20 protein-coding genes are annotated in these 24327 nt (G+C 64.5%); 13 read left to right on the plus strand and 7 right to left on the minus strand.

Going from position 1 to position 24327, the window contains the following annotated elements:
- Positions 1-136 precede the first annotated feature (136 nt).
- Both ABIB66_RS01620 and ABIB66_RS01625 read right to left on the minus strand, forming a co-directional pair.
- On the minus strand, positions 137-1555 hold the full coding sequence (locus tag ABIB66_RS01620) for an amidase (protein ID WP_354254051.1): 1419 nt from the start codon (positions 1553-1555) through the stop codon (positions 137-139).
- Between the two features lie 116 nt (positions 1556-1671).
- Positions 1672-2448, minus strand: coding sequence for an SDR family oxidoreductase (locus ABIB66_RS01625; protein WP_354207058.1), 777 nt, complete (start codon positions 2446-2448; stop codon positions 1672-1674).
- Positions 2449-2606: 158 nt separating this feature from the next.
- On the opposite strand from ABIB66_RS01625, the gene ABIB66_RS01630 reads away from it, so the two are divergent.
- Positions 2607-3680 (plus strand): tartrate dehydrogenase, encoded by a 1074-nt coding sequence (locus ABIB66_RS01630; RefSeq protein WP_354207056.1) that lies wholly within the window; start codon positions 2607-2609, stop codon positions 3678-3680.
- A gap of 186 nt (positions 3681-3866) precedes the next feature.
- Here the strand turns inward: ABIB66_RS01630 and ABIB66_RS01635 are convergent, their stop codons facing one another.
- The 4 genes from ABIB66_RS01635 to ABIB66_RS01650 all read right to left on the minus strand — a co-directional run bounded on the left by ABIB66_RS01635 (position 3867) and on the right by ABIB66_RS01650 (position 8123).
- Positions 3867-4940 (minus strand): malate/lactate/ureidoglycolate dehydrogenase, encoded by a 1074-nt coding sequence (locus ABIB66_RS01635; RefSeq protein ID WP_354254053.1) that lies wholly within the window; start codon positions 4938-4940, stop codon positions 3867-3869.
- Positions 4941-4951: 11 nt separating this feature from the next.
- Entirely contained in the window at positions 4952-5863 is a 912-nt protein-coding gene (locus ABIB66_RS01640) for an NAD(P)-dependent oxidoreductase (RefSeq protein ID WP_354207052.1), read from the minus strand.
- Positions 5864-5875: 12 nt separating this feature from the next.
- Positions 5876-7126 carry a Zn-dependent hydrolase gene (locus tag ABIB66_RS01645; protein WP_354056442.1) on the minus strand — a complete coding sequence of 417 codons (1251 nt, stop codon included), beginning with the start codon at positions 7124-7126 and terminating at the stop codon, positions 5876-5878.
- A gap of 79 nt (positions 7127-7205) precedes the next feature.
- On the minus strand, positions 7206-8123 hold the full coding sequence (locus tag ABIB66_RS01650) for a LysR family transcriptional regulator (protein WP_275170535.1): 918 nt from the start codon (positions 8121-8123) through the stop codon (positions 7206-7208).
- A gap of 119 nt (positions 8124-8242) precedes the next feature.
- Between ABIB66_RS01650 and ABIB66_RS01655 the strand changes: the two genes are divergently transcribed.
- The 6 genes from ABIB66_RS01655 to ABIB66_RS01680 all read left to right on the plus strand — a co-directional run bounded on the left by ABIB66_RS01655 (position 8243) and on the right by ABIB66_RS01680 (position 13832).
- Entirely contained in the window at positions 8243-9058 is an 816-nt protein-coding gene (locus ABIB66_RS01655; RefSeq protein WP_354207049.1) for a putative hydro-lyase, read from the plus strand.
- Positions 9059-9147: 89 nt separating this feature from the next.
- Positions 9148-10392 (plus strand): ABC transporter substrate-binding protein, encoded by a 1245-nt coding sequence (locus ABIB66_RS01660; RefSeq protein WP_354056439.1) that lies wholly within the window; start codon positions 9148-9150, stop codon positions 10390-10392.
- 162 nt (positions 10393-10554) lie between these two features.
- Positions 10555-11433, plus strand: a complete 879-nt coding sequence (locus ABIB66_RS01665) for a branched-chain amino acid ABC transporter permease (protein ID WP_026233279.1) — start codon at positions 10555-10557, stop codon at positions 11431-11433.
- Entirely contained in the window at positions 11433-12416 is a 984-nt protein-coding gene (locus ABIB66_RS01670) for a branched-chain amino acid ABC transporter permease (RefSeq protein ID WP_275170537.1), read from the plus strand. The genes ABIB66_RS01665 and ABIB66_RS01670 overlap by 1 nt, the downstream gene beginning before the upstream one ends.
- On the plus strand, positions 12413-13144 hold the full coding sequence (locus ABIB66_RS01675; protein WP_007593737.1) for an ABC transporter ATP-binding protein: 732 nt from the start codon (positions 12413-12415) through the stop codon (positions 13142-13144). Before ABIB66_RS01670 ends, ABIB66_RS01675 begins: the two co-directional genes overlap by 4 nt.
- Positions 13128-13832: an ABC transporter ATP-binding protein gene (locus ABIB66_RS01680; RefSeq protein ID WP_007607963.1), complete on the plus strand. Its 705-nt coding sequence runs from the start codon at positions 13128-13130 to the stop codon at positions 13830-13832. Before ABIB66_RS01675 ends, ABIB66_RS01680 begins: the two co-directional genes overlap by 17 nt.
- Before the next feature lie 159 nt (positions 13833-13991).
- Here ABIB66_RS01680 and otnC read toward each other — a convergent pair whose 3' ends face one another.
- The gene (otnC, locus tag ABIB66_RS01685; RefSeq protein WP_354207045.1) at positions 13992-14660 is read right to left on the minus strand and encodes a 3-oxo-tetronate 4-phosphate decarboxylase; all 669 of its coding nucleotides are present in this window, start codon (positions 14658-14660) and stop codon (positions 13992-13994) included.
- A 103-nt stretch (positions 14661-14763) separates the two neighbouring features.
- Here otnC and ltnD point away from each other — a divergent pair, with 103 nt between their 5' ends.
- From ltnD to ABIB66_RS01715, 6 genes are all read left to right on the plus strand, one after another.
- Positions 14764-15681: an L-threonate dehydrogenase gene (gene ltnD / locus ABIB66_RS01690; RefSeq protein ID WP_354207043.1), complete on the plus strand. Its 918-nt coding sequence runs from the start codon at positions 14764-14766 to the stop codon at positions 15679-15681.
- A 14-nt stretch (positions 15682-15695) separates the two neighbouring features.
- Positions 15696-16478 (plus strand): 2-oxo-tetronate isomerase, encoded by a 783-nt coding sequence (gene otnI / locus ABIB66_RS01695; RefSeq protein WP_275170541.1) that lies wholly within the window; start codon positions 15696-15698, stop codon positions 16476-16478.
- Positions 16475-17764, plus strand: coding sequence for a 3-oxo-tetronate kinase (otnK, locus tag ABIB66_RS01700; RefSeq protein WP_354207040.1), 1290 nt, complete (start codon positions 16475-16477; stop codon positions 17762-17764). The genes otnI and otnK overlap by 4 nt, the downstream gene beginning before the upstream one ends.
- Before the next feature lie 167 nt (positions 17765-17931).
- Positions 17932-19623: a methyl-accepting chemotaxis protein gene (locus ABIB66_RS01705; protein ID WP_354207038.1), complete on the plus strand. Its 1692-nt coding sequence runs from the start codon at positions 17932-17934 to the stop codon at positions 19621-19623.
- A 246-nt stretch (positions 19624-19869) separates the two neighbouring features.
- Complete coding sequence (locus ABIB66_RS01710) at positions 19870-23049, plus strand: efflux RND transporter permease subunit (RefSeq protein WP_354207036.1); 3180 nt, start codon at positions 19870-19872, stop codon at positions 23047-23049.
- Positions 23036-24238, plus strand: a complete 1203-nt coding sequence (locus ABIB66_RS01715; protein WP_354056421.1) for an efflux RND transporter periplasmic adaptor subunit — start codon at positions 23036-23038, stop codon at positions 24236-24238. Before ABIB66_RS01710 ends, ABIB66_RS01715 begins: the two co-directional genes overlap by 14 nt.
- The last annotated feature ends 89 nt before the right edge of the window (positions 24239-24327 follow it).

Here is a 24327-nt window from a genome sequence, read left to right on the forward strand (position 1 = left end):
CGCGAAGCGATCGGGTGAGGGGGAATCTCCGCGAGTTGAATTGCCACCGTCTTCGCGGAAGCAGCCCCTCACCCCAACCCTCTCCCCGCAAGAGCGGGGCGAGGGAGTTTACCGAGCCCGCTGAGCCTTCCTCGTCCTAATTCTTCACCCGCGGCTCAATCGGCGTCGTGCCGCGCACACCCAGAATATCCTCCAGCACCTTCGCGCCGGCGATCACCTGCGCGTCCGCACGCGGAGCCCCGACGATCTGCAGGCCGACCGGCAGGCCCGACGCCGTGAAGCCGCACGGCAGCGACAACGCGGGACAGCAGGCGAGCGTGATGGCGTAGACGATGCCGAGCCATTCGACGTAATTCTCGAACTTCTTGCCGGCGCATTCGGCGACATAGCGGTGCTCGATCGGGAAGGGCGGCACGATAGTGGTCGGTACCAGCAGCAGATCGTAGCTCTTGAAGAACTCGACCGCACGCGCAGTCATGCCGACCCGCTGTGACTCGGCGCGTTCGAGCTGCTCGATCGTGAGCTTGAGGCCTTCCTCGATGTTCCAGATCACTTCGGGCTTGAGCAGGTCGCGCTTGGTGCGCAGCAGCTGCGCCTTGCTGACCGCGAAGTCGAACGCGCGCAGCACGTGGAAGCACTCATGCGCCTCGCGCCAGTCCGGATGCGCCTCCTCGACGATGGCGCCGGCTTCGGCAAAGCGTTCCGCCGCCTTTCGCGTGATCGCTTTGACTTCGGGATCGACCGGCGTGATACCGAGGTCCGGCGAGTAGGCGATGCGCTTCGGTTTGTTGCCTGATTGCGCCGCCGAGAGAAACGACGTCAAGGGCGCCGGCAGCGACAGCGGGTCGGCGGCATAATCGCCGCTCATGGCATCCAGCAGCAGCGCGAGATCCTCGACGTTGCGGGCCATCGGGCCAACGACGCCGAGATTGCGGTCGATGGCCGCTTTCGGCGTGTGCGCGACGCGGCCGATGCTCGGCCGCATGCCGACGACGCCGCAGAACGCCGCGGGACTGCGCAATGAGCCGCCCATGTCGGAGCCCTGCGCGAGCCAAGCCATGCCGGTCGCGAGCGCAACGGCCGCGCCGCCCGAGGAGCCGGCTGCGGATTTGGATGTATCCCAGGGATTGAGGGTCGCGCCGAACACCTCGTTGAACGTGTTAGCGCCCGCGCCGAACTCCGGCGTGTTGGATTTGGCGTAGACGACCGCGCCGTTACCTTCGAGGTTCTCCACCATGAGGTCGGACTGCTTGGGCACATTGTCCTTGAAGATCGGCGAGCCCTGCGTGTTCAGCACACCTGCAACATCGGTCAGGTCCTTGATCGGCACTGGCAGACCCGCGAGCAAGCCGCGCGCACCGGCCGGCTTCCGCATCAGCGCCTTTGCGCTCTCCCGCGCGCGGTCGAAGCACAGCGTCGGCAGCGCGTTGACCTTGCCATCGACTTCGCCGATGCGCTTCTCCAGCGCATCCAACAGTTCCAGCGGCGAGACGTCGCCGGACCGCAGCTTGTCGACGACGGCGCAAGCGGTTTCTCGGATCAACTCTTGAGACAACTATCTTACTCCTGTGCTTGTTCTGGGCTCCGTCATTGCGAGGAGTGAAGCGACTTGTCCGCCTTCGCTAAAGCTTCGGCGGACAAGTCGCTGCGCTCGCAACGACGTGGATAGAGTTAACCCCATCCTGCGCTGATGCCGCCGTCCACCGTGTAAATCACGCCGGACGTATAGCCTGCGCGATCCGACGCGAGGAACGCCATGAGATCGCCGATCTCGCGCGCATGTGCAGGCCTGCCGAGCGGCAGGCTTTTCTGGAATTCCTTGTAGCGGCTCTCGTCGCCGAACTGGTGCTTTGCCCGCGTCTTCAGCAGGGTGACGTGACGGTCGGTGCCGACGGGGCCGGGATTGATGCCGACCACGCGGATGTTGTCGGCGAGGCTCTTGCCGCCGAGCGCGCGGGTGAAGGCCATCAGCGCGGCATTGCCGGCGCTGCCGCAAATGTAATTGGCGTCGAATTTTTCGCCGGCGGCACCGATGTCGTTGACGATAACGCCGCCGCCCTTCGCCTTCATCTGCGCATAGATCATGCGCGTGAGGTTGATGTAGCCGAACACTTTCAATTCCCAGGCGTGGCGCCAGGTCGCCTCGTCGATCTTGTCGATGGAGCCGCCGGGAATGTCGCCGGCATTGTTGACGAGCACGTCGATGTCGGCGGCTTCCCTGGCGAGCCGCGTCAAATCCTCGCTCTTGCGCAAATCCACGATGCTGGTGGCGGCATCGATCTGCTGCGCCGAGCGCAAGCGCTCGGCCAGAGCCTTGAGCTGATCGCCGTTGCGGGCGGCGAGCAGGAGATGGCAGCCTTCCTCGGCAAAGGCCTCGGCGGCGGCTGCGCCGATGCCCTTGGACGCGCCCGTGATCAGGACGCGCTTGCCACGCAGATGCAGATCCATGGGAGTTACTCGCAGGAGAGGAACAGGAATGAAATCAGTAGGCGGTCGGCCGCGCCATGGTCAACATTGCAGTGCAGCGTTGCACTACCGCCGCGTTTGGTCCATTGCAGTGCGGTCAAAAAAGGCGGCGGCTGCCGGACCAATCAAGGACGTTCTCGATGAGCAAGAAACAATACCGGATCGCGGTCATTCCCGGCGACGGCATCGGCAAGGAAGTGATGCCGGAGGGTCTGCGCGTTCTGGAGACCGCGGCGAAGAAGCACGGGGTGTCGCTTCATTTCGATCATTTCGACTTCTCGTCCTGGGACTATTACGAGAAGCACGGCCAGATGATGCCGGACGATTGGAAGGAAAAGATCGGCAAGCACGATGCCATCTACTTCGGTGCGGTCGGTTGGCCGGCCAAGATTCCGGATCACGTCTCGCTCTGGGGCTCGTTGATCAAGTTCCGCCGCGAGTTCGATCAGTATGTGAATTTGCGCCCCGTGCGGCTGATGCCGGGCGTGCCGTCGCCACTGGCCAACCGCAAGCCCGGCGACATTGATTTCTGGGTGGTGCGCGAGAACACCGAAGGCGAATATTCCTCCGTCGGCGGCCGCATGTTCCCGGACACCGACCGTGAGTTCGTGACGCAGCAGACCGTGATGACCCGCATTGGCGTCGACCGCATCCTGAAGTTCGCATTCGAACTCGCGCAGTCGCGGCCGAAGAAGCACCTGACGTCGGCGACCAAGTCGAACGGCATCTCCATCACCATGCCCTATTGGGACGAGCGGGTGGAGGCGATGGCGAAAAAGTTTCCGGGCGTGAAGTGGGACAAGTACCACATCGACATCCTGACCGCGAACTTCGTGCTGCATCCGGACTGGTTCGACGTCGTGGTCGGCTCCAATCTGTTTGGTGACATCCTGTCCGATCTCGGCCCGGCCTGCACCGGCACCATCGGCATCGCGCCGTCAGGCAACATCAACCCCGAGGGCAATTTCCCGTCGGTGTTCGAGCCGGTGCACGGCTCGGCGCCCGATATCGCGGGACAGGGCATCGCCAATCCGATCGGCGCAATCTGGTCCGGCGCGATGATGCTCGAGCATCTCGGCGAGAAAGAAGCCGGCAAGTCGATCGTCGATGCGATCGAACGCACGCTGGCCGAGCGCACGCTCCGCACCAAGGACCTCGGCGGCAACGCCGACACGACCGTATGCGGCAAGGCGGTTGCGGAGATGGTGGATTAGAGCAAGCGATCAACCACGGTGTCGTCCCGGCCTTGTGCGCAATTGCGCACGGGAGCCGGGACCCATTACCCCAGGGAGGAGTTGCGGTACTCGCTGGTAACCGCGAGTCTTCGCAAAACATCTCCCTGGGGTTATGGGTCCCGGATCTTCGCTTCGCTTGTCCGGGACGACAGCAGTTGTGATGGCCTACCCCGCGATCTTTTCGATCGCCGCCTGATCCAACCCAAACTTCTTCCCGGCCTCCAGGATCTCCCGCCACGTGGTCGGATCGACCGGGATGCCTTCCGCGAGCCGCTTCTTCTTCGTCTCGCGTTCGGGCTCACCCGCGATCTTCACCTTGTCGACGCCGGGGGCCGGAGGTGAGCCGGTGTGCCATGCGACGAAGCTCTCGACTTCGCGTGCGAGATTCTCCGCGGTGCCGAGCTTGCCGGGGTCGATGATGATCGAGAGCATGCCGTTGAGGACGTTGTACTTGCCATCGGATGGGCCCTTGACCACTTGTCCGCCGGAGAGCGCGCCGCCGAGGATTTCGCACACCAGCGCGAGCCCCGAACCCTTGTGCTCGCCGAACGGCAGGATGGCGCCGTGCGGCGGGATCACGGTGTAGCGCGGGTTGGTGGTCGGCTTGCCCTCGTTGTCGATGATGGTGCCGGGCTCGAGCTCGACGCCCTTGTTGTGGGCGACGCGGGTCTTACCCTGCGCGATCCTGCTGGTGGCGAAGTCGAGCACGATGGGGTCCTTGCCCGCGCGCGGGATGCCGACGCAGAACGGGTTGGTGCCGTGGCGCCCATCGCTGCCGCCCCACGGCGCCACGATCGGACGCGAGATCACGTTGACGAAGTGGATCGAGACCAGCCCGTGGTCGATGCACTGCTCGGCCCAGTGGCCGATGCGCCCGATGTGGTGCGAGTTGGAGAGGCCGACGAGACACACGCCGTTGCGCTTGGCGCGCTCGGCCGCCAGCTCCATCGCTTCATGGCCGATGACCTGCCCATAGCCGGTGAGGCCGTCGAGCGTGAGAAGCGGACCGGTATCGAGCACGATCTTGACGTGCTGGTTCACGGCGAGGCCGCCCGTGGTGACGCTCTGGACATAGCGCGGGATCATGCCGACGCCGTGGGAGTCGTGTCCCTTGAGGTTGGCCTCGACCAGGTTGGTGGACACGAGCTCGGCCTCGCGGTCCGTGGAGCCGCCGGCCTTGACGATGGCACTGATGGCTTCGATGAGCGGCTGTGCCTTGATGGTGCGATAATCGGCCATTGTTGTTGCTCTTATCCCTTTACGATCCGGCGGCAGTGCTCCCACGCCGCGCCAATCAGGTTTTCGCTCGCCTCCGGGGTCCGGAACGCCGAATGCGCAGACAACGTCACGTTCGGCAGTTTTGTCAGCGGATGATCGCCGGGCAATGGCTCGATATTGAAGACGTCGAGGCCGGCATGGCGGATGTGGCCCGACTTCAGCCCGTCGATCATGGCGGCCTCGTCGATGACGGCGGCGCGGGCGGTGTTGATGAGGATGACGCCCGGCTTCATCTTCGCGATCATCTCGCGGGTGATCATGCCGCGCGTCCCATCGTTGAGCAGGAGATGCAGCGATACGACGTCTGCTCTCGCCAACACCGAATCGAGATCGACGAATTCCACGCCCGGATAGCTCTTCGGCGAGCGGTTCCAGGCGATCACCTTCATGCCGCTGCCCGAGGCAATGCGCGCGACTTCCCCGGCAATGCCGCCGAAGCCGATCAGGCCGAGCGTCTTGCCGGTGAGCTGCATGCCGTCTTCGCGCAACCAGTTTCCGCCGCGCATCTCGCGGTCCATCATCGCGATGACGCGGGCCGAAGCCCACATCAGCGCGATCGCGCATTCCGCCACCGCCGTGTCGCCATAGCCCTTGATCAGGTGCACGGAGATGCCGAGCTCGGCGAGCTCTTCCGGGTTCATGTAGCTGCGCGCGCCGGTGCCGAGGAACACGACGTGCTTCAGCCCTGTGCACTTCTTCGCGACATCGGTCGGCAGCGCGGTGTGGTCGACGATTGCGATTTCGGCGCCGTCGAGGATTTCAGGATATTGCTCGGGCTTGATGTCGGGATCCCTGTGGATCCGCACTTTGGGATCGCCGGGCTGCTCCAGCCGCTCCATGATTACGGCCAAGGCTTCATTGGCGTCGACGAAAACTCCGCGCATGGCTCTCTCCGGTCAGGATGCGACGCCGGCGATCGCCAGCACAGTGTGCATGAGGACGTTGGTGCCCGCGGCGCAATCGGGCTGCGTGGCGTCCTCCAGCTCGTTATGGCTGATGCCGTCCTTGCAGGGCACGAACACCATTGCGGCGGGCATGATTGTGTTGAGATTGCAGGCGTCGTGGCCGGCGCCGGAGGTGATGCGGCGAGAGGAGTAGCCGAGCGTCTTCGCCGCGTTCTCGACGGCAGCAATCAGCTTGGGATCGAAATGCGTTGGCGGCTTGCGCCAGACCAGGTCGATCTTCACCTCGACCTTGCGGCGCGCGGCGATCTCGCCAATCGCGGTGCGCAAATCGCGATCGAGCGCATCCATGATCGCGCCATCCGCACTGCGGCAATCCATCGTGAAGGCGATCTCGCCGGGAATGACGTTGCGGGAGGGGTTTGCGATCACGGCCTCGCCGATGGTGCCGACGGCCTTCGGCCCGTGCCTCTTCGCAATGGCCTCCATCGCCAGCACGATCTCGGACAGCGTCGCCAACGCATCGCGCCGCAGCGGCATCGGGGTCGATCCGGCATGGCTCTCGAAGCCGGAAATCTTGCCGTCGTACCAGAGCACGCCCTGGCCGGAATCGACCACGCCGATGGTCTTGCCTTCGGCTTCCAGGATCGGACCCTGCTCGATGTGCAACTCGACGAAACAGCCGAGCTTCTGGAAGCCGACCGGCTTGTCGCCGCGATAGCCGATGCCATCGAGCGCCTGGCCGACGGTGACGCCTTCGACGTCCTTGCGCGACAGGATGTCGTCGGTGGTGAAGTCGCCGACATAAGCGGCGGAGGCCATCATCGCAGGAGCGAAGCGCGAGCCCTCTTCGTTGGTCCAGTTGACGACGCAGATCGGCGCCTCGGTCTCGATGCCGGCGTCGTTCAGCGTGCGGATCACTTCGAGCGCACCGAGCGTTCCCAGGATGCCGTCATACTTGCCGCCGGTGGGCTGCGTATCGAGATGCGAGCCGATACCGACGGGCAGCTTCGACATGTCGCGTCCTTTGCGCAGGCCGAACTGCGAGCCGAGCGCGTCGGTGTGCACCTCTAAGCCGGCGTCCTCGCAGGCCTTGCGGAACCAGTCGCGCACCAGCTTGTCCTCTGCGCTCAGCGTCAGCCGCCGCACGCCGCCCTTGGCCGTCGCGCCGAACTGCGCGGTCTCGTGGATGGAGCCCCAGAGGCGGGCGGAATCGATTTGCAAATTGGTGGCGGCTCGGCTCATGCGGTCAGTCCATCTTAGCTGTCATTCCGGGTTCGCTCTTCGAGCGCCCCGAATGACGAAAGAAAATCCGGCGCCTGTTTCAATGACGCGCCGGCGCGGGCGCGTCAACTGCGAGGCTGCTCTGCGCGATCTGACATGCAAGCTCGGCGACCCGTTCCACCGCCACGACATCCGGCGAGGCGAGCCAGCTCGCGGTGAATGTCAGCGGCGCGATTTTGAGATCGGTGTCGAGCAGTTGCAACCGCCCGTCTGCGAGCTCGCTCTCGACGATGGCGTCGGGGATCACGGCGATGCCGAGGCCCTCCACCGCCATGTGGATGACGGTCGCAAGCGAGGCGGAGGCGTGCAGCCGGATCGGCGGCAGCTCCGGCCGATCGAACACTTCGCGCACGACCTCGTAAGGCTTGGTCTTGCGCGGGAAGGTGATGATCGGAAAGCGCGCGAGATCCGCCGGCGTCACTGGACCCTTGCCGAGCCCGAGCGAAGGACTTGCCAGAAAGCCGATCGGATAATCGGCGAGCACGCGGTTGTGGACGCCGGAGGCCGACAGCGGCCCGACCACGAACGCCAGCTCGATCTCCTGCGCGAGCAGGCGCGCGGTCAGGTTCGGCGTGATGTCGACCTCGATCTCCAGCGACAGGTTCGGGTAGACCTCGTTCATGCTCTTCACCAGCCGCGGCAGCCAGGTGTGCACGATGGTTTCGGCGACGCCGAGCCGCATCACGCCGCGCATCGCCGAGCGATCGCCGATCTCAGCGATCATCGCGGCCCGCAGGCCGATCAGCTTCTCCGCGTAGACCATCATCTGCCGGCCGCTCGGTGTCGGCGAGGCCACGCGATGGTCGCGATTCAGGAGCTTCACACCCATCTCGCGCTCGAGCTGGGCGATGCGCTGGGAGATCGCCGGCTGGGTCGTGTTGAGGCGTGCTGCGGCGCCGCGAAAGCTGCCGAGCTTCACAACCCAAAGAAACGTCTCGATCGATCTGAAGTCCAGCATTGGAAGGATTTCCCGTCCGATAAATGAAATTTATCGATATTGATTAGAAAGGAAGATTAGACTTTATAGCACGCGTGGTGTTGGCTTGTCTTTGTCGAGTTTATAGGCAGGTCGATCCCATGACTGTTTTGGTGGCAGTGCAGCAAACTGAAACGCCCGACACGCTCCCGAGCCGCAAGGCGCGGCTCGCCTACCGCGAGGGGCTGGTCGCCTCCACCGCCGGCGTTGCCCCCGGCTTCGTCCAGGGCAATCTGGCGATCCTGCCGGCCGAATATGCCGGTGCCTTTCACCGCTTCTGCCAGCTCAATCCGAAGCCGTGCCCGATCATCGGCATGTCCGACGTCGGCAGTCCGCACATCCCGGCGCTGGGCGCCGATCTCGACATCCGCACCGACGTGCCGCGTTATCGCGTCTGGCGCGACGGCGAGGTGGTGGACGAGCCGACCGACGTCACCCAATACTGGCGCGACGATCTCGTGACCTTCGTGCTCGGCTGCTCCTTCTCGTTTGAAGAGGCGCTGCTCGACGAGGGCATGCCGATCCGCCACATCGAGCACAATGTGCGTGTGTCGATGTATCGCACCAACATCGCCTGCGGCGAGTCCGGTCCCTTCGCCGGTCCCATGGTGGTGTCGATGCGTCCGTTCAAGCCGGCGGATGCGATCCGCGCGGTGCAGATCACCTCGCGCTATCCGGCTGTCCATGGCGCGCCCGTGCATCTCGGCCATCCGCATCTGATCGGCATCAAGGACATCGCCAAGCCCGATTATGGCGATCCGGTGCCGGTCGCCGACGACGAGATTCCGGTGTTCTGGGCGTGCGGCGTGACGCCGCAATCGGTCATCAACGCCGCAAAGCTGCCGTTCGCGATCACGCATTCGCCGGGCCTGATGCTGGTGACGGATCTCAAGAACAGGACCATGGCCGTGATTTAGTGGGCAGCATTTGCTGCTTCTTCGAGCTTTACCGCATCCATCAATCGCTTCATTCGATCAGCCGAAATTCAGTAACAGAGGACCTTGCCATGACGATCACTCGCCGCGACGTATTGTTGGGAGCCACCGCTACGGCCGCGCTGGTGCCGCTGGCAGCGCGCGCACAGACTTCGGAAGTCGTGATCGGCGTGATCTATCCGTTCTCCGGCGGCAGCGCGCAGCAGGGCGTCGACGCGCAGAAGGCGTATGAGACCGCGCTCGAGGTCATCAACAAGGCCACGGATTTCGACCTGCCGCTGGCCAAGGGCGAGGGCCTGCCGGGCCTCGGCGGCGCAAAAGTGCGCCTCGTGTTCGCCGACCATCAGGCCGATCCGCAGAAGGGCCGTGCCGAAGCCGAGCGCCTGATCACGCAGGAGAAGGTCTGCGCCATCATCGGCACCTATCAGAGCGCGGTCGCCGTCACGGTCAGCCAGATCTGCGAGCGTTATCAGATCCCGTTCGTCTCCGCCGACAACTCCTCGCCAAGCCTGCATCGCCGCGGCCTGAAATATTACTTCCGCGCCTCGCCGCACGACGAGATGTACTCGGCCGCGATGTTCGACTTCTTCGATGCCTTGAAGAAGAAGGGCACCAAGATCGAGACGCTGTCGCTGTTCCACGAGGACACCATCTTCGGCACCGATTCCGGCAACGCCCAGGCCAAGATCGCCGGCGAGCGCGGTTACAAGATCGTTTCCGACATCAAGTATCGCGCCAACTCGCCCTCGCTCTCGGCCGAGGTGCAGCAGCTCAAGAGCGCGAACGCCGACGTGCTGATGCCCTCGAGCTACACCACCGATGGCATCCTGCTGGTGAAGACCATGGGCGAGCTCGGTTACAAGCCGAACGCGATCGTGGCGCAGGACGCCGGCTTCTCCGAGAAGGCGCTCTACGACGCCGTCGGCGACAAGCTCGAAGGCGTGATCTCGCGCGGCACCTTCTCGCTCGATCTCGCGCAGAAGCGCCCGATGGTCGGCAAGATCAACGATATGTTCAAGACGCGGTCGGGCAAGGATTTCAACGATCTCACCTCGCGTCAGTTCATGGGCCTGATCATCCTCGCCGACGCCATCAGCCGCGCCAAGTCGACCGACGGCGAGAAGATCCGCGACGCGCTGGCCGCCACCGACATCCCGGGCGAGCAGACCATCATGCCCTGGAAACGCGTCAAGTTCGATGAGATGGGCCAGAACAACGACGCTGACCCGGTGCTCCTGCAATATGTCGGCGGCAAGTTCGTCACCATCTTCCCGCCGCAGGCCGCGATCGCCGAGGCGATCTGGCCGATGAAGTAAGCGGCGAAGCAGGCGAGCAATCGAGATCGTCGCAAGAGCCTCGTCATTGCGAGGAGCGAAGCGACGAAGCAATCCAGACTGTCTCCGCGACGAGATTCTGGATTGCTTCGCTTCGTTCGCAATGACGGAGCAGACGATGATATTTCGAGCAGGGGACCACCGGTGACAGCCCAAACTATTATCCAAAGTCTCGCGAGCGGCCTTCTCATGGGCCTGCTCTACGGACTGATCGCCGTCGGCCTCGCGCTGATCTTCGGCCTGATGGACGTCGTGAACTTCGCCCATGGCGAGTTCCTGATGATCGCGATGTATGTGAGCTTCTTCCTGTTCACGTTCTTCGCCATCGACCCCTTGCTGTCGGCGCCGCTGGTGGCCGCCGCGCTGTTCGTGTTCGGAGCGGTGGTCTATTTGTTGATCGTACGCTTCGCCATGCGGGCCAAGGCCAATGCCGGCATGGTGCAGATCTTCTCCACCTTCGGCCTCGCCATCGTGATGCGCGGCCTCGCCCAGTTCTTCTTCACGCCCGACTATCGCAGCGTTCCGCAGTCCTGGCTCGGCGGCAAGACGATCTCGATCGCCGGCGTCTTCCTGCCCGAGCCGCAGCTCATGGGTGCGCTGGTTTCGATCCTGGCCTTTGCCGGCCTCTACTTCTTCATCCATCGCACCGATTTCGGTCGCGCGCTGGAGGCCACACGTGAAGATCCCGGCGCGGTGGCCCTCGTCGGCATCGACAAGAACCGCGTGTTCGCGCTCGGCTGGGGGCTTGGTGCCGCGCTGGTCGGCCTCGCCGGAGCGATCATGGCAAGCTTCTTCTATATCTATCCCGACGTCGGCGCGTCCTTTGCGCTGATCGCCTACGTCACAGTCGCGCTCGGCGGCTTCGGCAGCGTGTTCGGCGCTTTCGCCGGCGGGATCATCGTCGGCCTCGTCGAGGCCACCACCGCGCTGGTGCTGCCGCCGTCGCTGAAATCGGTCGGCATTTACGCTGTCTACCTGCTGGTCGTCTTCATCCGGCCGCGCGGCCTGTTCGGATCGATGTGATGGACAAGGATTTCGCCACGCGGCGCCGCCGCGACCTCATCATCGCCGCGGTGCTGACCGCCCTGGCGGCGCTCGCTCCCCTGTTCATCAAGGACGTCTACGTCCAGAATATCCTGATCCTGACCTTGATGTATGCGGCGCTGTCGCAGAGCTGGAATATTCTCTCCGGCTATTGCGGGCAGATCTCGCTGGGACATGCGCTCTATTTCGGCATCGGCGCCTACACCACCGAGCTCCTGTTCACCAAGTTCGGCGTGCTGCCATGGTTCGGCATGCTCGCCGGCGGCGCAGTCGCGGCCGCGATCGCGATGGGGCTCGGCTATCCCTTCTTCCGCTTGCGCGGCCATTACTTCGTGATCGCGACCATCGTGATCGCCGAGATCGGGCTGCTGCTGTTCCAGAACTGGGAATGGGCGGGGGCCGCGATGGGAATCACCATTCCGGTGCGCGGCGACAGCTGGCTGAAATTCCAGTTCATGCGCAGCAAGCTGCCATACTTCTATTTCGCGCTGGTGCTGTGCAGCCTCGCCTGGTTCGTCACCTGGTGGCTGGAGGACTCCAAATGGGGCTTCTGGTGGCGCGCGGTGAAGGACAATCCGGAAGCGGCCGAGAGCCTCGGCGTCGTCGTGTTCAACTCCAAGATGGGCGCGGCTGCCGTCTCCGCTTTCCTCGTTGCCATCGGCGGCGCCTTCTATGCGCAGTTTCTTGCCTATATCGATCCTGAAAGCGTCATGGGCTTCCAGTTCTCGCTGCTGATGGCGTTGCCGGCCGTGCTCGGCGGCATCGGCACTCTCTGGGGGCCCGTGTTGGGGGCGGCCATCCTGATCCCGATGACGGAGCTGACGCGCTCCTATATCGGCGGCTCCGGCCGCGGCGTCGACCTGATCGTCTACGGCACGCTGATCGTGCTGATTTCGCTCGCTCTGCCGCAGGGTCTGGTGAGTCTGTTCTCTCGTGCGAAGCGGAAGGGAGCGACGCGATGACCCCGCTGCTTGAAACCCGCGGCGTCTGGCAGCGGTTCGGCGGCCTCGTCGCCAACAGCGACGTCTCGATCTCAGTCGGCCGCGGCGAGATCGTCGGCCTGATCGGCCCGAACGGCGCCGGCAAGTCGACGCTGTTCAATCTCATCGCCGGCGTGCTGCCGCCGACGCAAGGCTCGATCTGGTTCGACGGCGAGGATGTCACCAGCATGCCGGCCGCCGAGCGCTGCCAGCGCGGCGTCGGTCGCACCTTCCAGGTCGTCAAGAGCTTCGAGACCATGACTGTCATCGACAACGTCATCGTCGGTGCGCTCGTGCGCAACACCGTGATGCGCGAGGCCCGCCGCAAGGCGCATGAGGTGCTGGAGTTCACCGGCCTTGCCGCGCGCGCCAACGTGCTCGCGAGCGACCTCGTGCCGGCCGAAAAGCGCCGCCTCGAAGTCGCGCGCGCGCTTGCGACCGAACCAAAGCTGCTGCTGCTCGACGAAGTCCTCACTGGTCTTACGCCGACGGAGGCGCAGACCGGTGTGGCGCTGGTGCGCAAGGTGCGTGATGCCGGCATCACCGTGCTGATGGTCGAGCATGTCATGGAGATCGTGATGCCGCTGGTCGATCGCGCCATCGTGCTCGACCTCGGCAAGGTGCTGGTCGAGGGCAAGCCCACTGAAATCGTCCGCGATCCCAAGGTGATCAGCGCATATCTGGGAGATCGTCATGCTGTCGGTGCGTGAAGTCACGACCGCCTATCAGGGCCTGGTCGCGATCTCCGCGGTCAGCATCGAGGTCGCCAAGGGCGAGATCGTCTGCGTCGCCGGCGCCAACGGCGCGGGCAAGTCGACGCTACTGAAATCCATCGCCGGCGCCGAGCGACCGCGTTCGGGCACGGTAACGTTCGACGGCAAGCGCCTCGACGGCATGGCGCAGCATCATATCACCGCCACGGGCATCGCCTATGTGCCGGAGAATCGCCGCCTGTTTCCGCGCCTCTCCGTGCGCGACAATCTGCGCCTCGGCAGCTATCTCTATCGCGGCGAGGCCGACCGCGAGAGTCCGCTCGATCTCGTGTTCCAGCTGTTTCCGCGTCTCTCGGAACGCCTTGAGCAGCGCGCCGAGACGCTCTCCGGCGGCGAGCAGCAGATGCTCGCGATCGGCCGCGCACTGATGACGCGCCCGCGGCTATTGATGCTGGACGAGCCCTCGCAGGGCATCATGCCGAAGCTGGTCGACGAAATCTTCCAGGCCGTCAAGCGCATCCGCGATGCCGGTATGACCGTGCTGATCGTCGAGCAGCGCATGGCGGAATGTCTGGAGATAGCCGACCGCGCCTACATCCTGCAAACCGGCCGCGTGCTGATGCAGGGCGCAGCAAGCGAGATCAAGGGCAATCCGGACGTGCGCAAGGCGTATCTGGGGCTGTAACTAGACTGCCGCAGCAATCTTTACCGTCATCCTGAGGTGCGCGCCCTTCGCGCGCCTCGAAGGATGAGCCGCAAGCGCCTGTAGCCCATCCTTCGAGGCTCCCGGCACGATGCTTCGCATCGCGCCACTCGCACCTCAGGATGACGGCGGTACGTGTGGTTAGTGCCCATGCTCCGGCAGCGATACCCCGAACACCTTCACCAGATCCGTCACCTGCTCCGGAGACAAATACCGCGGATTCGTCCCGCGCAGCAACAGATACAGCTTCGCCGTCTCCTCCAGCTCCTCGGTGGCGAACACGGCGGCTTCCAACGTGTCGCCCGCGACGACCGGGCCGTGATTGGCGAGCAGCACGGATGAGTATTTTCCCGCCAGCCCCCTGATCGCATCGGCGACCGCGGGATCGCCGGGACGGTAATAAGGCACGAGCGCGGTGGCGCCGCATTTCATCAGATAATAGGCCGTCATCGGCGGCAGCGCGGCGCGCGGGTCGATCTCCGGGAGCATCGACAGCGCGACCGAATGGGTGGAATGCAGATGCACGATCGCCCTTGCGCTCCCGCGCGTGGCGTAGAGCGCGGTGTGCAGCGGAACTTCCTTGGTCGGCGCATCGCCCGAAACCAATCGGCCCTGATCGTCCAGCTGCGACAGTTTTGCGGGATCGAGAAAGCCCAGCGAGGCATTGGTCGGCGTCACCAGCCAGCCGCCACCGTCCAGCCTGACGCTGATATTGCCGGAGGAGCCGGGCGTCAGCCCACGCTCAAACAGGGACCGTCCGAAGCGGCAAATGTCTTCGCGCAGCCGCGTCTCGTTGCTCATGGCCGTCATGTCCGTTTGTCTCACGCTTTGGCAGCGCGGCCAAGCCGTGTTATTCGGTTGCCAAGCTGCCGCAAAGGGCGGCCCTCCGGGAAACGTCGCAAGGATCAGTTGTATGTCCGCCTCCACGTCACAGAATCAGCGCATCGCCGTCATCGGGCTCGGCTCGATGGGGTTTGGCATGGCGACCTCGCTGAAGCGCGCCGGTCATGTCGTCACCGGCTGCGACGTCTCGGCTGATGCGGTCGCGCGTTTCGTGACGGAGGGCGGCGCGGGCGCCAAGACGCCGGCTGAAGCCGCCAAGGGCGCCGACATCGTCGTCAGCGTCGTCGTCAATGCCGCGCAGACCGAGACGATCCTGTTCGGCAAGGATGGCGTCGCCGAAACCATGGCCAAGGACAGCGTCTTCCTGTCGTCGGCAACCATGGATCCCGACGTGGCGCAGCGTCTCGCCAAGCAGTTGGAGGCGACCGGCCGGCACTATCTGGATGCGCCGATCTCCGGCGGGGCGCAGCGCGCAGCGCAGGGCGAGCTGACGATCCTCGCCTCCGGCAGTCCGGCTGCGTTTGAGAAAGCGCGGCCCGCGCTCGATGCCATGGCCGCAAAGCTCTACGAGCTCGGCGATGCCGCAGGCCAGGGCGCCGCATTCAAGATGATCAACCAGTTGCTCGCGGGCGTGCATATCGCCGCGGCCAGCGAGGCGATCGCATTCGCGGCCAAGCAAGGTCTCGACATCCGCAAGGTCTATGAGGTGATCACGGCGTCCGCCGGAAACTCCTGGATGTTCGAAAACCGCATGCCGCACGTGCTCGACGGCGATTACACGCCGCGCAGTGCGGTCGAGATCTTCGTCAAGGACCTCGGCATCATCCAGGACATGGCGCGCAGTGCCAGATTCCCGGTTCCGGTCTCCGCCGCGGCGCTCCAGATGTTCTTGATGACATCAGCCGCCGGCATGGGCCGCGACGACGACGCCTCGGTGGCGCGAATGTATGCGCAGGTCACCGGCGTCAAGCTTCCCGGCGACAAGTAGAAAAGAGGATTCCCATGCCCCGTTTCGCCGCCAATCTCTCGATGATGTTCACCGAGGTGCCGTTCCTCGATCGCTTCGATGCCGCTGCGGCAGCCGGCTTCACCGCCGTCGAGTTTCTCTTTCCCTATGAGCATCCGGCCGAAGCGGTCGGCGAGCGGCTCAAGCGCAACGGCTTGACCCAGGCGCTGTTCAACCTGCCGCCGGGCGACTGGAATGCCGGCGAGAAGGGCTTTGCGGCACTCCCGTCGCGATTCCCCGAGCTGAAGGCGAGCCTGGAGACGGCGCTGCCCTACGCCAAGGCGACCGGCGTCAAGCGGCTGCATTTGATGGCGGGGATCGCCAACCGTGGCGAGCGCGTCGCGATCGAGGCGTTCTATAAATCGGTGGCGTGGGCCGCCGAGTTCTTTGCGCCGCACGGCATCGACATCGTGCTCGAGCCGATCAATGCGCGCAACGTGCCCGGCTATTTCCTCAACGATTTCGGATTCGCGCGCGACCTGATCCAGGAGCTGCGGCTTCCGAACCTCAAGCTCCAGTTCGACATCTATCACTGCCAGATCATCCATGGCGACGTCACGATGCGGCTGCGCGAGATGATGCCGCTCATCGGCCACATCCAGATCGCTAGCATCCCCTCGCGCAACGAGCCTGACGGCGAGGAGCTGAACTATCCGTTCCTGTTCGACGAACTCGACCGGCTCGGCTATGCCGGCTTCGTCGGCTGCGAATATAATCCGCGCGGCAAGACCACCGACGGCCTTGCCTGGTTCAGGCCTTATGCGGGAGTGAAGCCGTGACATTTGCAGCGAAAATATCTCTTGGCTGCATTGCCGACGACTACACCGGCGCCTCCGACCTCGCCAACACGCTGACGCGCGCGGGCCTGCGCACCGTGCAGACCATCGGCGTGCCCGCGGACGATCTTGCGCTGCCCGAGGTCGACGCCGTCGTGGTGTCGCTGAAGAGCCGTTCGATCGAGGCCGGCCTCGCCGTGTCGCGCTCGCGCGCGGCCGAGACATGGCTGCGCGGCCGCGGTGCGAGCCACGTACTCTTCAAGATCTGCTCGACCTTCGATTCCACCGATGCCGGCAACATCGGCCCGGTGATGGACGCGCTGCGCGCCGATTGCGGCGAGGCGACCGTGCTGGTGACGCCGGCCTTTCCGGAGACCGGCCGCACCGTCTACCAGGGCAATCTGTTCGTCGGCGCCGTGCCGCTGAACGAGAGCCCGCTGAAGGACCATCCGCTCAACCCGATGCGCGATTCCGATCTGGTGCGCGTGCTGGCGCGCCAGAGCAGGACACAAATCGGCCTCGTCGACCTCGCAACCGTCACGCGCGGCGCGGATGCCGTGCGGGCGCGGCTGGCCGAACTCGCCAGCAAGGGTGTCGGCGCGGCGATCATCGACGCCGTGTTCGACCGCGACCTTGAGACCATCGGCCTCGTCGCTGTCCAGCATCGGGTGTCGGTCGGCGCCTCCGGCATGGGTCTTGGGCTGGCGCGAGCGCTGGTGTCGACAGGCAAGGTCACATCGACCGCGGCGAGCAGCGAGGCGGGGGCAGCGGTCGGCGGACCGGCGGCGTGCCTTGCCGGAAGCTGCTCGCAGGCGACGCTTCAGCAGATTGCCAATGCGGAGCGTGTCATGCCGGTGCTGCATCTCGATCCGGACCGTATAACTACGGGCGAGGACGAGGCGCAGCGCGCGCTGGCCTGGGCGAAGCCGCGACTGGCGGACGGTCCGGTTCTGATCGCATCGAGCTCGACGCCCGATCAGGTCGCCGCGCTCCAGGCGCGCCATGGTCGCGACGCGGCCGGTCATGCCATCGAGCAGGCGATGGCCGACATCGCCGAGGGTCTGGTGCAAGCCGGCGTCAAGCGCCTGGTCGTTGCCGGCGGAGAGACATCCGGCGCCGTGGTCGATCGGTTGAGGATTCCCGGCTTTCTCGTGGGAGCGGAGATCGCGGCGGGCGTTCCGGTGCTGCGCGCGGTCGGTGCTGAAAAAAGCGACATGTTGCTCGCCTTGAAGTCCGGAAACTTCGGCGGCGCGGAGTTTTTCTCCGACGCGCTTGGGCTCATGCGCTAGGCGCAGGGCATTTTTAGCGCCCTGTTCATTTGTTTCGGGCTTCGTACTCGTACGGAGTCGTCGTTAACATCTGCTCAGGTGCTCTCGTGTTGGATGTCGGTGCTGCTCCCTTAGGTTGATTCGTAAAATTTCCGGACGCGCCGCCGCGCCAGCACAAGAGACTCCATATGCTCGCCACCATTTCCATTCGCGCCAAGATCATCAGTGTCGTGGCGTTCCTGCTGGTCGCGATGGCCGGCATGGGTCTGCTCGCCGTCATGAAGATGCGGTCGATGAATGCCAACACCGTCGACATCACCACGAGCTGGATGCCCAGCGTGCGCGTGCTCGGCGACCTGCGTGCCGGCGTGATCACTTACCGCAACGTCATCCGAGAGCATATGCTATCGGAAACGCTGGACGAGAAGCTCGCGATGGAAAAGACGCTCGCGACCGTGATTGAGGCCAACATGAAGTTTCGCAAAACTTATGAAGGCATGATCACCTCGCCTGAAGAGCGGGCGCTCTACGGAGAATGGTCGAAGCTCTGGGAGGAGTACAAGAAGGGCACCCAGGAGGTCATGGCGCTGTCGCGCAAGGACGCCGGCAAGGTCCCGCACGAAGCGCATGAGCTGAACACGAAGACGGTCAACAAGATCGGGCTTCAGGCCGACGAGGTCCTGAGGAAGGACATCGAGCTGAACACCAAGGGTGGAGACCAGGCGGCTCAGGACGCTGCAGATAGCTACAATTATGCCTTCATGCTGGTCTCGATCATTCTCGGCGCGGCCGTCATCATCGGGATTGGCGTCGGCTTCTACCTCGTCCAGGACGTCTCGAACGGCATCAACTCGATTACCGAGCCGATGCAGGCGCTCGGCAAGGGCGACCTTTCCGCCGAAGTCCCGCACCGCGGTGAGAAGACCGAGATCGGCGCCATGGCCGACGTGCTCCAGATCTTCAAGGAAGCGCTGATCGCCAAGAAGGCCGCCGACGAGGCTGCCGCCGCCGATGCCGAAGCCAAGATCGAGCGCGGTCGCCGCGTCGACAACATCACCCGCGAATTCGAAACCATGATCGGCGAGATCGTCCAAACCGTGTCTTCGGCCTCGATCCAGCTCGAGGCCTCCGCCTCGACGCTGACCTCCACTGCCGATCGCTCGCAGCGGCTGGCGACCACGGTTGCCGGAGCGTCGGAGGAAGCCTCGACCAACGTGCAGTCGGTGGCCTCGGCGACCGAGGAGATGGCTTCATCGGTGAGCGAGATCAGCCGCCAGGTGCAGGAATCGGCGCGGATGGCGGGCGATGCCGTCGGCCAGGCGCGCTCCACCACCGAACGCGTCAGCGAGCTCTCGAAGGCGGCCTCGCGCATCGGCGACGTCGTCGAGCTCATCAACACCATCGCCGGCCAGACCAACCTGCTGGCGCTGAACGCGACCATCGAAGCCGCACGTGCCGGCGAAGCCGGCCGCGGCTTTGCAGTGGTGGCCTCCGAGGTGAAGGCGCTCGCCGAGCAGACCGCGAAGGCCACCGGTGAGATCGGCCAGCAGATCTCCGGCATCCAGGCGGCGACCAATGACTCGGTCGGCGCCATCAAGGAGATCTCGTCGACCATCGAGCGTCTGTCGGAGATCTCGTCAGCGATCGCGGCGGCCGTGGAAGAGCAGGGCGCGGCGACCCAGGAGATCGCCCGCAACGTCCAGCAGGCGGCGCAGGGCACCCAGCAGGTCTCATCCAACATCACCGACGTGCAGCGCGGCGCAACCGAGACCGGCACGGCTTCCTCACAGGTGCTGTCGGCGGCGCAGATGCTGTCCAACGACTCCGGCCGGCTCAAGACCGAGGTCAGCAAGTTCCTGACCAACGTCCGCGCCGCTTAGGCCGGCGGGCACGAAATTCCTGAAAGCGGCGTCCTTCGGGCGCCGCTTTTTTTACGCGGGGGACAGCGGCTTCTGTCATCTTTCGGGCATGAGCTGCATATCTGGAATGCGATTTCGCAGTGCGATAGCAGGGAAGTTACCGCACGTGACGCGGCGTCGTTGGCCATTTGGGCGGTCTTCAGGTAAATCAGCCGAGGAACCCGCGGGGGCGGTGTTTCCTGTCCCTGATCTGGAATTGCCCAACGAATGATTGCTCTGGTCCGTATTGCCCTGAGCCGGCCCTACACGTTTGTCGTGCTCGCGCTCCTGCTTCTGATCATCGGACCGCTGGCGGCGCTGCGGACGCCGACCGACATCTTCCCGGACATCCGCATCCCCGTGATCGGCGTGGTCTGGCAATACACCGGCCTGCCGCCCGACCAGATGTCGGGCCGCATCACCACGCCGTTCCAGCGCGCGCTGACGACGACGGTCAACGACATCGAGCACATCACCGCCAATTCCTATAACGGCTTTGGCATTATCAAGATATTCTTCCAGCCGAACGTCGACATCCGCACCGCCAATGCGCAGGTCACCGCGATCTCGCAGACGCTGATCAAGCAGATGCCGCCGGGCGCGACGCCGCCCCTGATCCTGAACTACTCCGCCTCCACCGTGCCGATCGTCCAGGTGGCGCTGTCGGGTGACGGGCTGACAGAGCAGAACCTCGCCGATATCGGCATCAACCAGCTCCGTACGCCGCTGGTCACCGTGCCTGGCGCAGCTATCCCCTATCCGTTCGGCGGCAAGCAGCGCCAGGTCCAGATCGACCTCGACCCCACCGCGCTCCAGGCCCGGGGCCTGTCCGGCCAGGACGTCGCCAATGCGCTTGCGGCCCAGAACCTGATCACGCCTGTCGGCACCCAGAAGATCGGGCAGTTCGAATACATCATTCAGCTCAACAACTCGCCGCTGAAGCTCGAGGAGCTCGGCAATCTCCCGATCAAGACCGTCAACGGCGCGATGGTCTATGTGCGCGACGTCGCGACCGTCAGGGACGGCAACCCGCCGCAGACCAACATCGTCCATGTCGACGGCAACCGCTCGGTGCTGATGATGGTGCTGAAGGCGGGCGCGACCTCGACGCTCGACATCATCGCGGGCATCAAGCAGAAGGTGATCGACGTCAAGGACCAGCTTCCGGACGCGCTCAAGATCGGCTTCATCGGCGATCAGTCGGTGTTCGTCCGCGGCGCCATCGAAGGCGTCGCGGTCGAAGGCGTGATCGCGGCGCTGCTCACCAGCATCATGATCCTGCTGTTCCTCGGCAGCTGGCGCTCGACCGTCATCATCGCGGTCTCGATCCCGCTCTCCGTGCTCGGCGCCATCATCATGCTGTCGGCGATCGGCGAGACGCTCAACATCATGACACTCGGCGGCCTCGCGCTCGCGGTCGGCATTCTCGTCGACGACGCCACCGTCACGATCGAAAACATCAACTACCATCTGGAACAGGGCAAGCCGGTCGAGCAGTCGATCCTCGACGGCGCCAACCAGATCGTGACGCCGGCTTTTGTTTCGCTGCTCTGCATTTGCATCGTGTTCGTACCGATGTTCTTCCTCACCGGCGTGGCGCGCTTCCTGTTCGTGCCGATGGCGGAAGCGGTGATGTTCGCGATGATCTGGTCGTTCCTGCTGTCGCGTACGCTGGTGCCGACCATGGCGAACTATTTGTTGCAGGCACATGTCCATCACGAGGACGGCCCGCCGAAGTCGCGCAATCCCCTGGTGTGGTTCCAGCGCGGCTTCGAGGCTCGCTTCGAGCGCATTCGCGGCGGCTATCACAATTTCCTCGGGCTCGCGCTTGCGCACCGTCCACTGTTCGTGATCGGCTTCCTCTGCGTGGTCGGCGCGTCCTTCGCGCTGGTGCCGTTCCTCGGACGCAACTTCTTCCCGGCGGTCGATGCCGGCAACATCCTGATGCATGTCCGCACCCAGGTCGGCACCCGCGTCGAGGAGACCGCGAACCAGCTCGCCGACGTGCAGAAGGCGATCCGCAAGCTGATCCCGGGCGAGATCGAAACGCTGACCGACAACATCGGCATGCCGATCTCCGGCATCAACATGACCTACAACAACACCGGCGTGATCGGCCCGCAGGATGGCGACATCCAGATCAAGCTGAAGGAAGGCCACAAGCCGACCGATGAGCATGTGCGCGTGCTGCGTGAGCAACTTCCGCGGCTGTTCCCCGGCGTCAGCTTCGCCTTCCTGCCGGCCGACATCGTCAGCCAGATCCTGAACTTCGGCGCGCCGGCGCCGATCGACCTGCAGATCCGCGGTGCCAATCTCAGCGCCAACTTCGCTTATGCCAACAATCTGCTGGCCAAGGTCCGCAGGATTCCCGGCGTCGCGGATGCGCGCATCCAGCAGTCGCCGAACAATCCGACCTTCAACATCGATGTCGACCGCACCCGCGCGCAATATGTCGGCCTGACCGAGCGCGACGTCACCAACAGTCTCGTGGTTAACCTTGCCGGCTCCTCGCAGGTGGCGCCGACCTACTACCTCAATCCGGATAACGGCGTGTCCTATTCGATCGTGATGCAGACGCCGCAATACCAGATGGATTCGCTCAGCGCGCTTCAGACGCTGCCGATCACGGCCGCCGGCAATTCGCAGTCGCCGATCCTCGGCGGCATCGCCGACATCAGGCGCTCGACCTCGAGCGCGGTGGTCTCGCAATACGACATCCAGTCGATGGTGCAGATCTTCGCCACGACCTCGGGCCGCGATCTCGGTGCGGTCGCGACCGACATCCGCCAGGTGATTGCCGACACCGCCAAGGAGGTGCCGAAAGGCTCTTCCGTGGTGCTGCTTGGCCAGGTGCAGACCATGAACAGCGCCTTCACCGGCCTGTTGTTCGGCCTGCTCGGGGCGGTCGTCCTGATCTATTTCCTGATCGTCGTGAACTTCCAGTCCTGGTCCGATCCCTTCGTGATCATCACGGCGCTGCCCGCCGCACTCGCCGGCATCGTCTGGATGTTGTTCGCCACCGAGACGACGCTGTCGGTCCCGGCGCTGACCGGCGCCATCATGTGCATGGGCGTTGCCACCGCCAACAGCGTGCTCGTGATCTCGTTCGCCCGCGAGCGCTACGAAGAGCTCGGCGATCCCATCGCCGCGGCGCTCGAGGCCGGCTTCGTCCGGTTCCGCCCGGTGCTGATGACCGCGCTCGCCATGATCATCGGCATGGCGCCCATGGCCCTCGGACTCGGCGAGGGCGGCGAGCAGAATGCGCCGCTCGGCCGCGCCGTGATCGGCGGCCTGATCTTTGCAACTTTCGCCACGTTGATGTTTGTTCCCGTGGTGTTCAGCATGGTCCACAAGAAGCAAGGCGCCAAAGCCGCCGCCTCATCGGAGTCTCCGCATGTCGCCCACTGAACCCCGCTCCCCGGTGTCGCACCGGAAACTGGGCATTTTCGGCGTGGTGGCGCTGATCGCGGCAGGCTTGGTCGTGGGCACCGGCATCCGCGCCCGCGAGGAGCAGGGCTCCAGACTGAAGGCATGGACCGATGACCAGGCTGTTCCCAGCGTCGCGGTGACGCTGCCCAACGCCAAGGCCCTCAATTCCACCATCGATTTACCGGGCCGCCTCGAAGCCTATTATCGCGCGCCGATCTTTGCCCGCGTTCCCGGCTATCTCAAAAGCTGGAGCGCCGACATCGGTGCACGGGTGAAGGCCGGTCAGGTGATCGCCGAGATCGAGGCGCCCGACCTCGACCAGCAACTGCTTCAGGCCCGCGCCGACCTCGCTAGCCAGCAGTCCAGTGCCAGGCTGTCGGAAGCCACCCTCAACCGCCGCAAGACGCTGGTTGCCTCCAACTTCGTCTCCGCGCAGGAGATCGACGAGCGTACCGCCGATCTCTCCAACAAGAACGCGGCGGTTCGCTCGGGCCAGGCCAATGTCGAGCGCCTTGAAGCGCTGGCCGGTTACAAGAAGATCACCGCTCCGTTCGACGGTGTGGTCACGGCGCGCGACACCGACGTCGGTGCGCTGATCAATTCGGGCGGGGGCTCGGGCCCGGCGATGTTCGTGGTCTCCGACATCACCAAGCTGCGCGTCTACATCAACGTTCCCCAGAACTACGTGCCCGCGATCAAGATCGGCGCCAAGGCCGCCATCGTGCTGCCGGAGTATCCGAACCGGACTTTCCAGGCGACGGTGGAGGCTTCCTCGCAGGCGGTTGATGTCGCCTCCGGCACGACGCGCATGCAACTTGGTCTCGACAATTCCGCAGGTGAGCTGATGCCCGGCGGCTACGCCAGCGTGAAGCTCAGCCTGCAGCGCGACACCGCGCCGCTCAGCATTCCCGCCAGCGCGCTGATCTTCAACGGCAGCGGCCTGCGCGTTGCGACCGTCGGTGCGGACGACAAGGTGCTGTTCAAGCCGGTGACCATCGCGCGCGATCTTGGCAAGGAGATCGAGCTCGCCTCGGGTATCGCGCCCGACGACCGCGTCATCACCGCACCACCGGACGGCCTCTCCGACGGCGACCAGGTCCGCGTGACCGGCGCCGGCGCCAAGGGCAAGCCGGCGACGGCGTCGGAGAAGCAGGCGCCGAAGGGGTAGGGCGGTCCTGTAGGGTGGGTTAGCGAAGCGTAACCCACCACTGTTCGTCTCCGAGCAAGCAAAAGAGGTGGGTTACGCCTTCGGCTAAC

Source organism: Bradyrhizobium sp. F1.13.3 (assembly GCF_040548265.1).
Lineage (GTDB): Bacteria > Pseudomonadota > Alphaproteobacteria > Rhizobiales > Xanthobacteraceae > Bradyrhizobium.

Bases quoted from the DNA above. Each gene is read 5' to 3' on its own strand.
- ABIB66_RS01670 (WP_275170537.1), top strand. From the start codon at position 11,433: ATGGACAAGGATTTCGCCACGCGGCGCCGCCGCGACCTCATCATCGCC.
- ABIB66_RS01645 (WP_354056442.1), bottom strand. From the start codon at position 7,126: ATGAGCCGAGCCGCCACCAATTTGCAAATCGATTCCGCCCGCCTCTGG.
- ABIB66_RS01660 (WP_354056439.1), top strand. From the start codon at position 9,148: ATGACGATCACTCGCCGCGACGTATTGTTGGGAGCCACCGCTACGGCC.
- ABIB66_RS01715 (WP_354056421.1), top strand. From the start codon at position 23,036: ATGTCGCCCACTGAACCCCGCTCCCCGGTGTCGCACCGGAAACTGGGC.
- ABIB66_RS01650 (WP_275170535.1), bottom strand. From the start codon at position 8,123: ATGCTGGACTTCAGATCGATCGAGACGTTTCTTTGGGTTGTGAAGCTC.
- ABIB66_RS01655 (WP_354207049.1), top strand. From the start codon at position 8,243: ATGACTGTTTTGGTGGCAGTGCAGCAAACTGAAACGCCCGACACGCTC.
- otnI (WP_275170541.1), top strand. From the start codon at position 15,696: ATGCCCCGTTTCGCCGCCAATCTCTCGATGATGTTCACCGAGGTGCCG.
- ABIB66_RS01675 (WP_007593737.1), top strand. From the start codon at position 12,413: ATGACCCCGCTGCTTGAAACCCGCGGCGTCTGGCAGCGGTTCGGCGGC.
- ltnD (WP_354207043.1), top strand. From the start codon at position 14,764: ATGTCCGCCTCCACGTCACAGAATCAGCGCATCGCCGTCATCGGGCTC.
- ABIB66_RS01710 (WP_354207036.1), top strand. From the start codon at position 19,870: ATGATTGCTCTGGTCCGTATTGCCCTGAGCCGGCCCTACACGTTTGTC.
- ABIB66_RS01630 (WP_354207056.1), top strand. From the start codon at position 2,607: ATGAGCAAGAAACAATACCGGATCGCGGTCATTCCCGGCGACGGCATC.
- ABIB66_RS01640 (WP_354207052.1), bottom strand. From the start codon at position 5,863: ATGCGCGGAGTTTTCGTCGACGCCAATGAAGCCTTGGCCGTAATCATG.
- ABIB66_RS01625 (WP_354207058.1), bottom strand. From the start codon at position 2,448: ATGGATCTGCATCTGCGTGGCAAGCGCGTCCTGATCACGGGCGCGTCC.
- ABIB66_RS01705 (WP_354207038.1), top strand. From the start codon at position 17,932: ATGCTCGCCACCATTTCCATTCGCGCCAAGATCATCAGTGTCGTGGCG.
- otnC (WP_354207045.1), bottom strand. From the start codon at position 14,660: ATGACGGCCATGAGCAACGAGACGCGGCTGCGCGAAGACATTTGCCGC.
- ABIB66_RS01680 (WP_007607963.1), top strand. From the start codon at position 13,128: ATGCTGTCGGTGCGTGAAGTCACGACCGCCTATCAGGGCCTGGTCGCG.
- ABIB66_RS01635 (WP_354254053.1), bottom strand. From the start codon at position 4,940: ATGGCCGATTATCGCACCATCAAGGCACAGCCGCTCATCGAAGCCATC.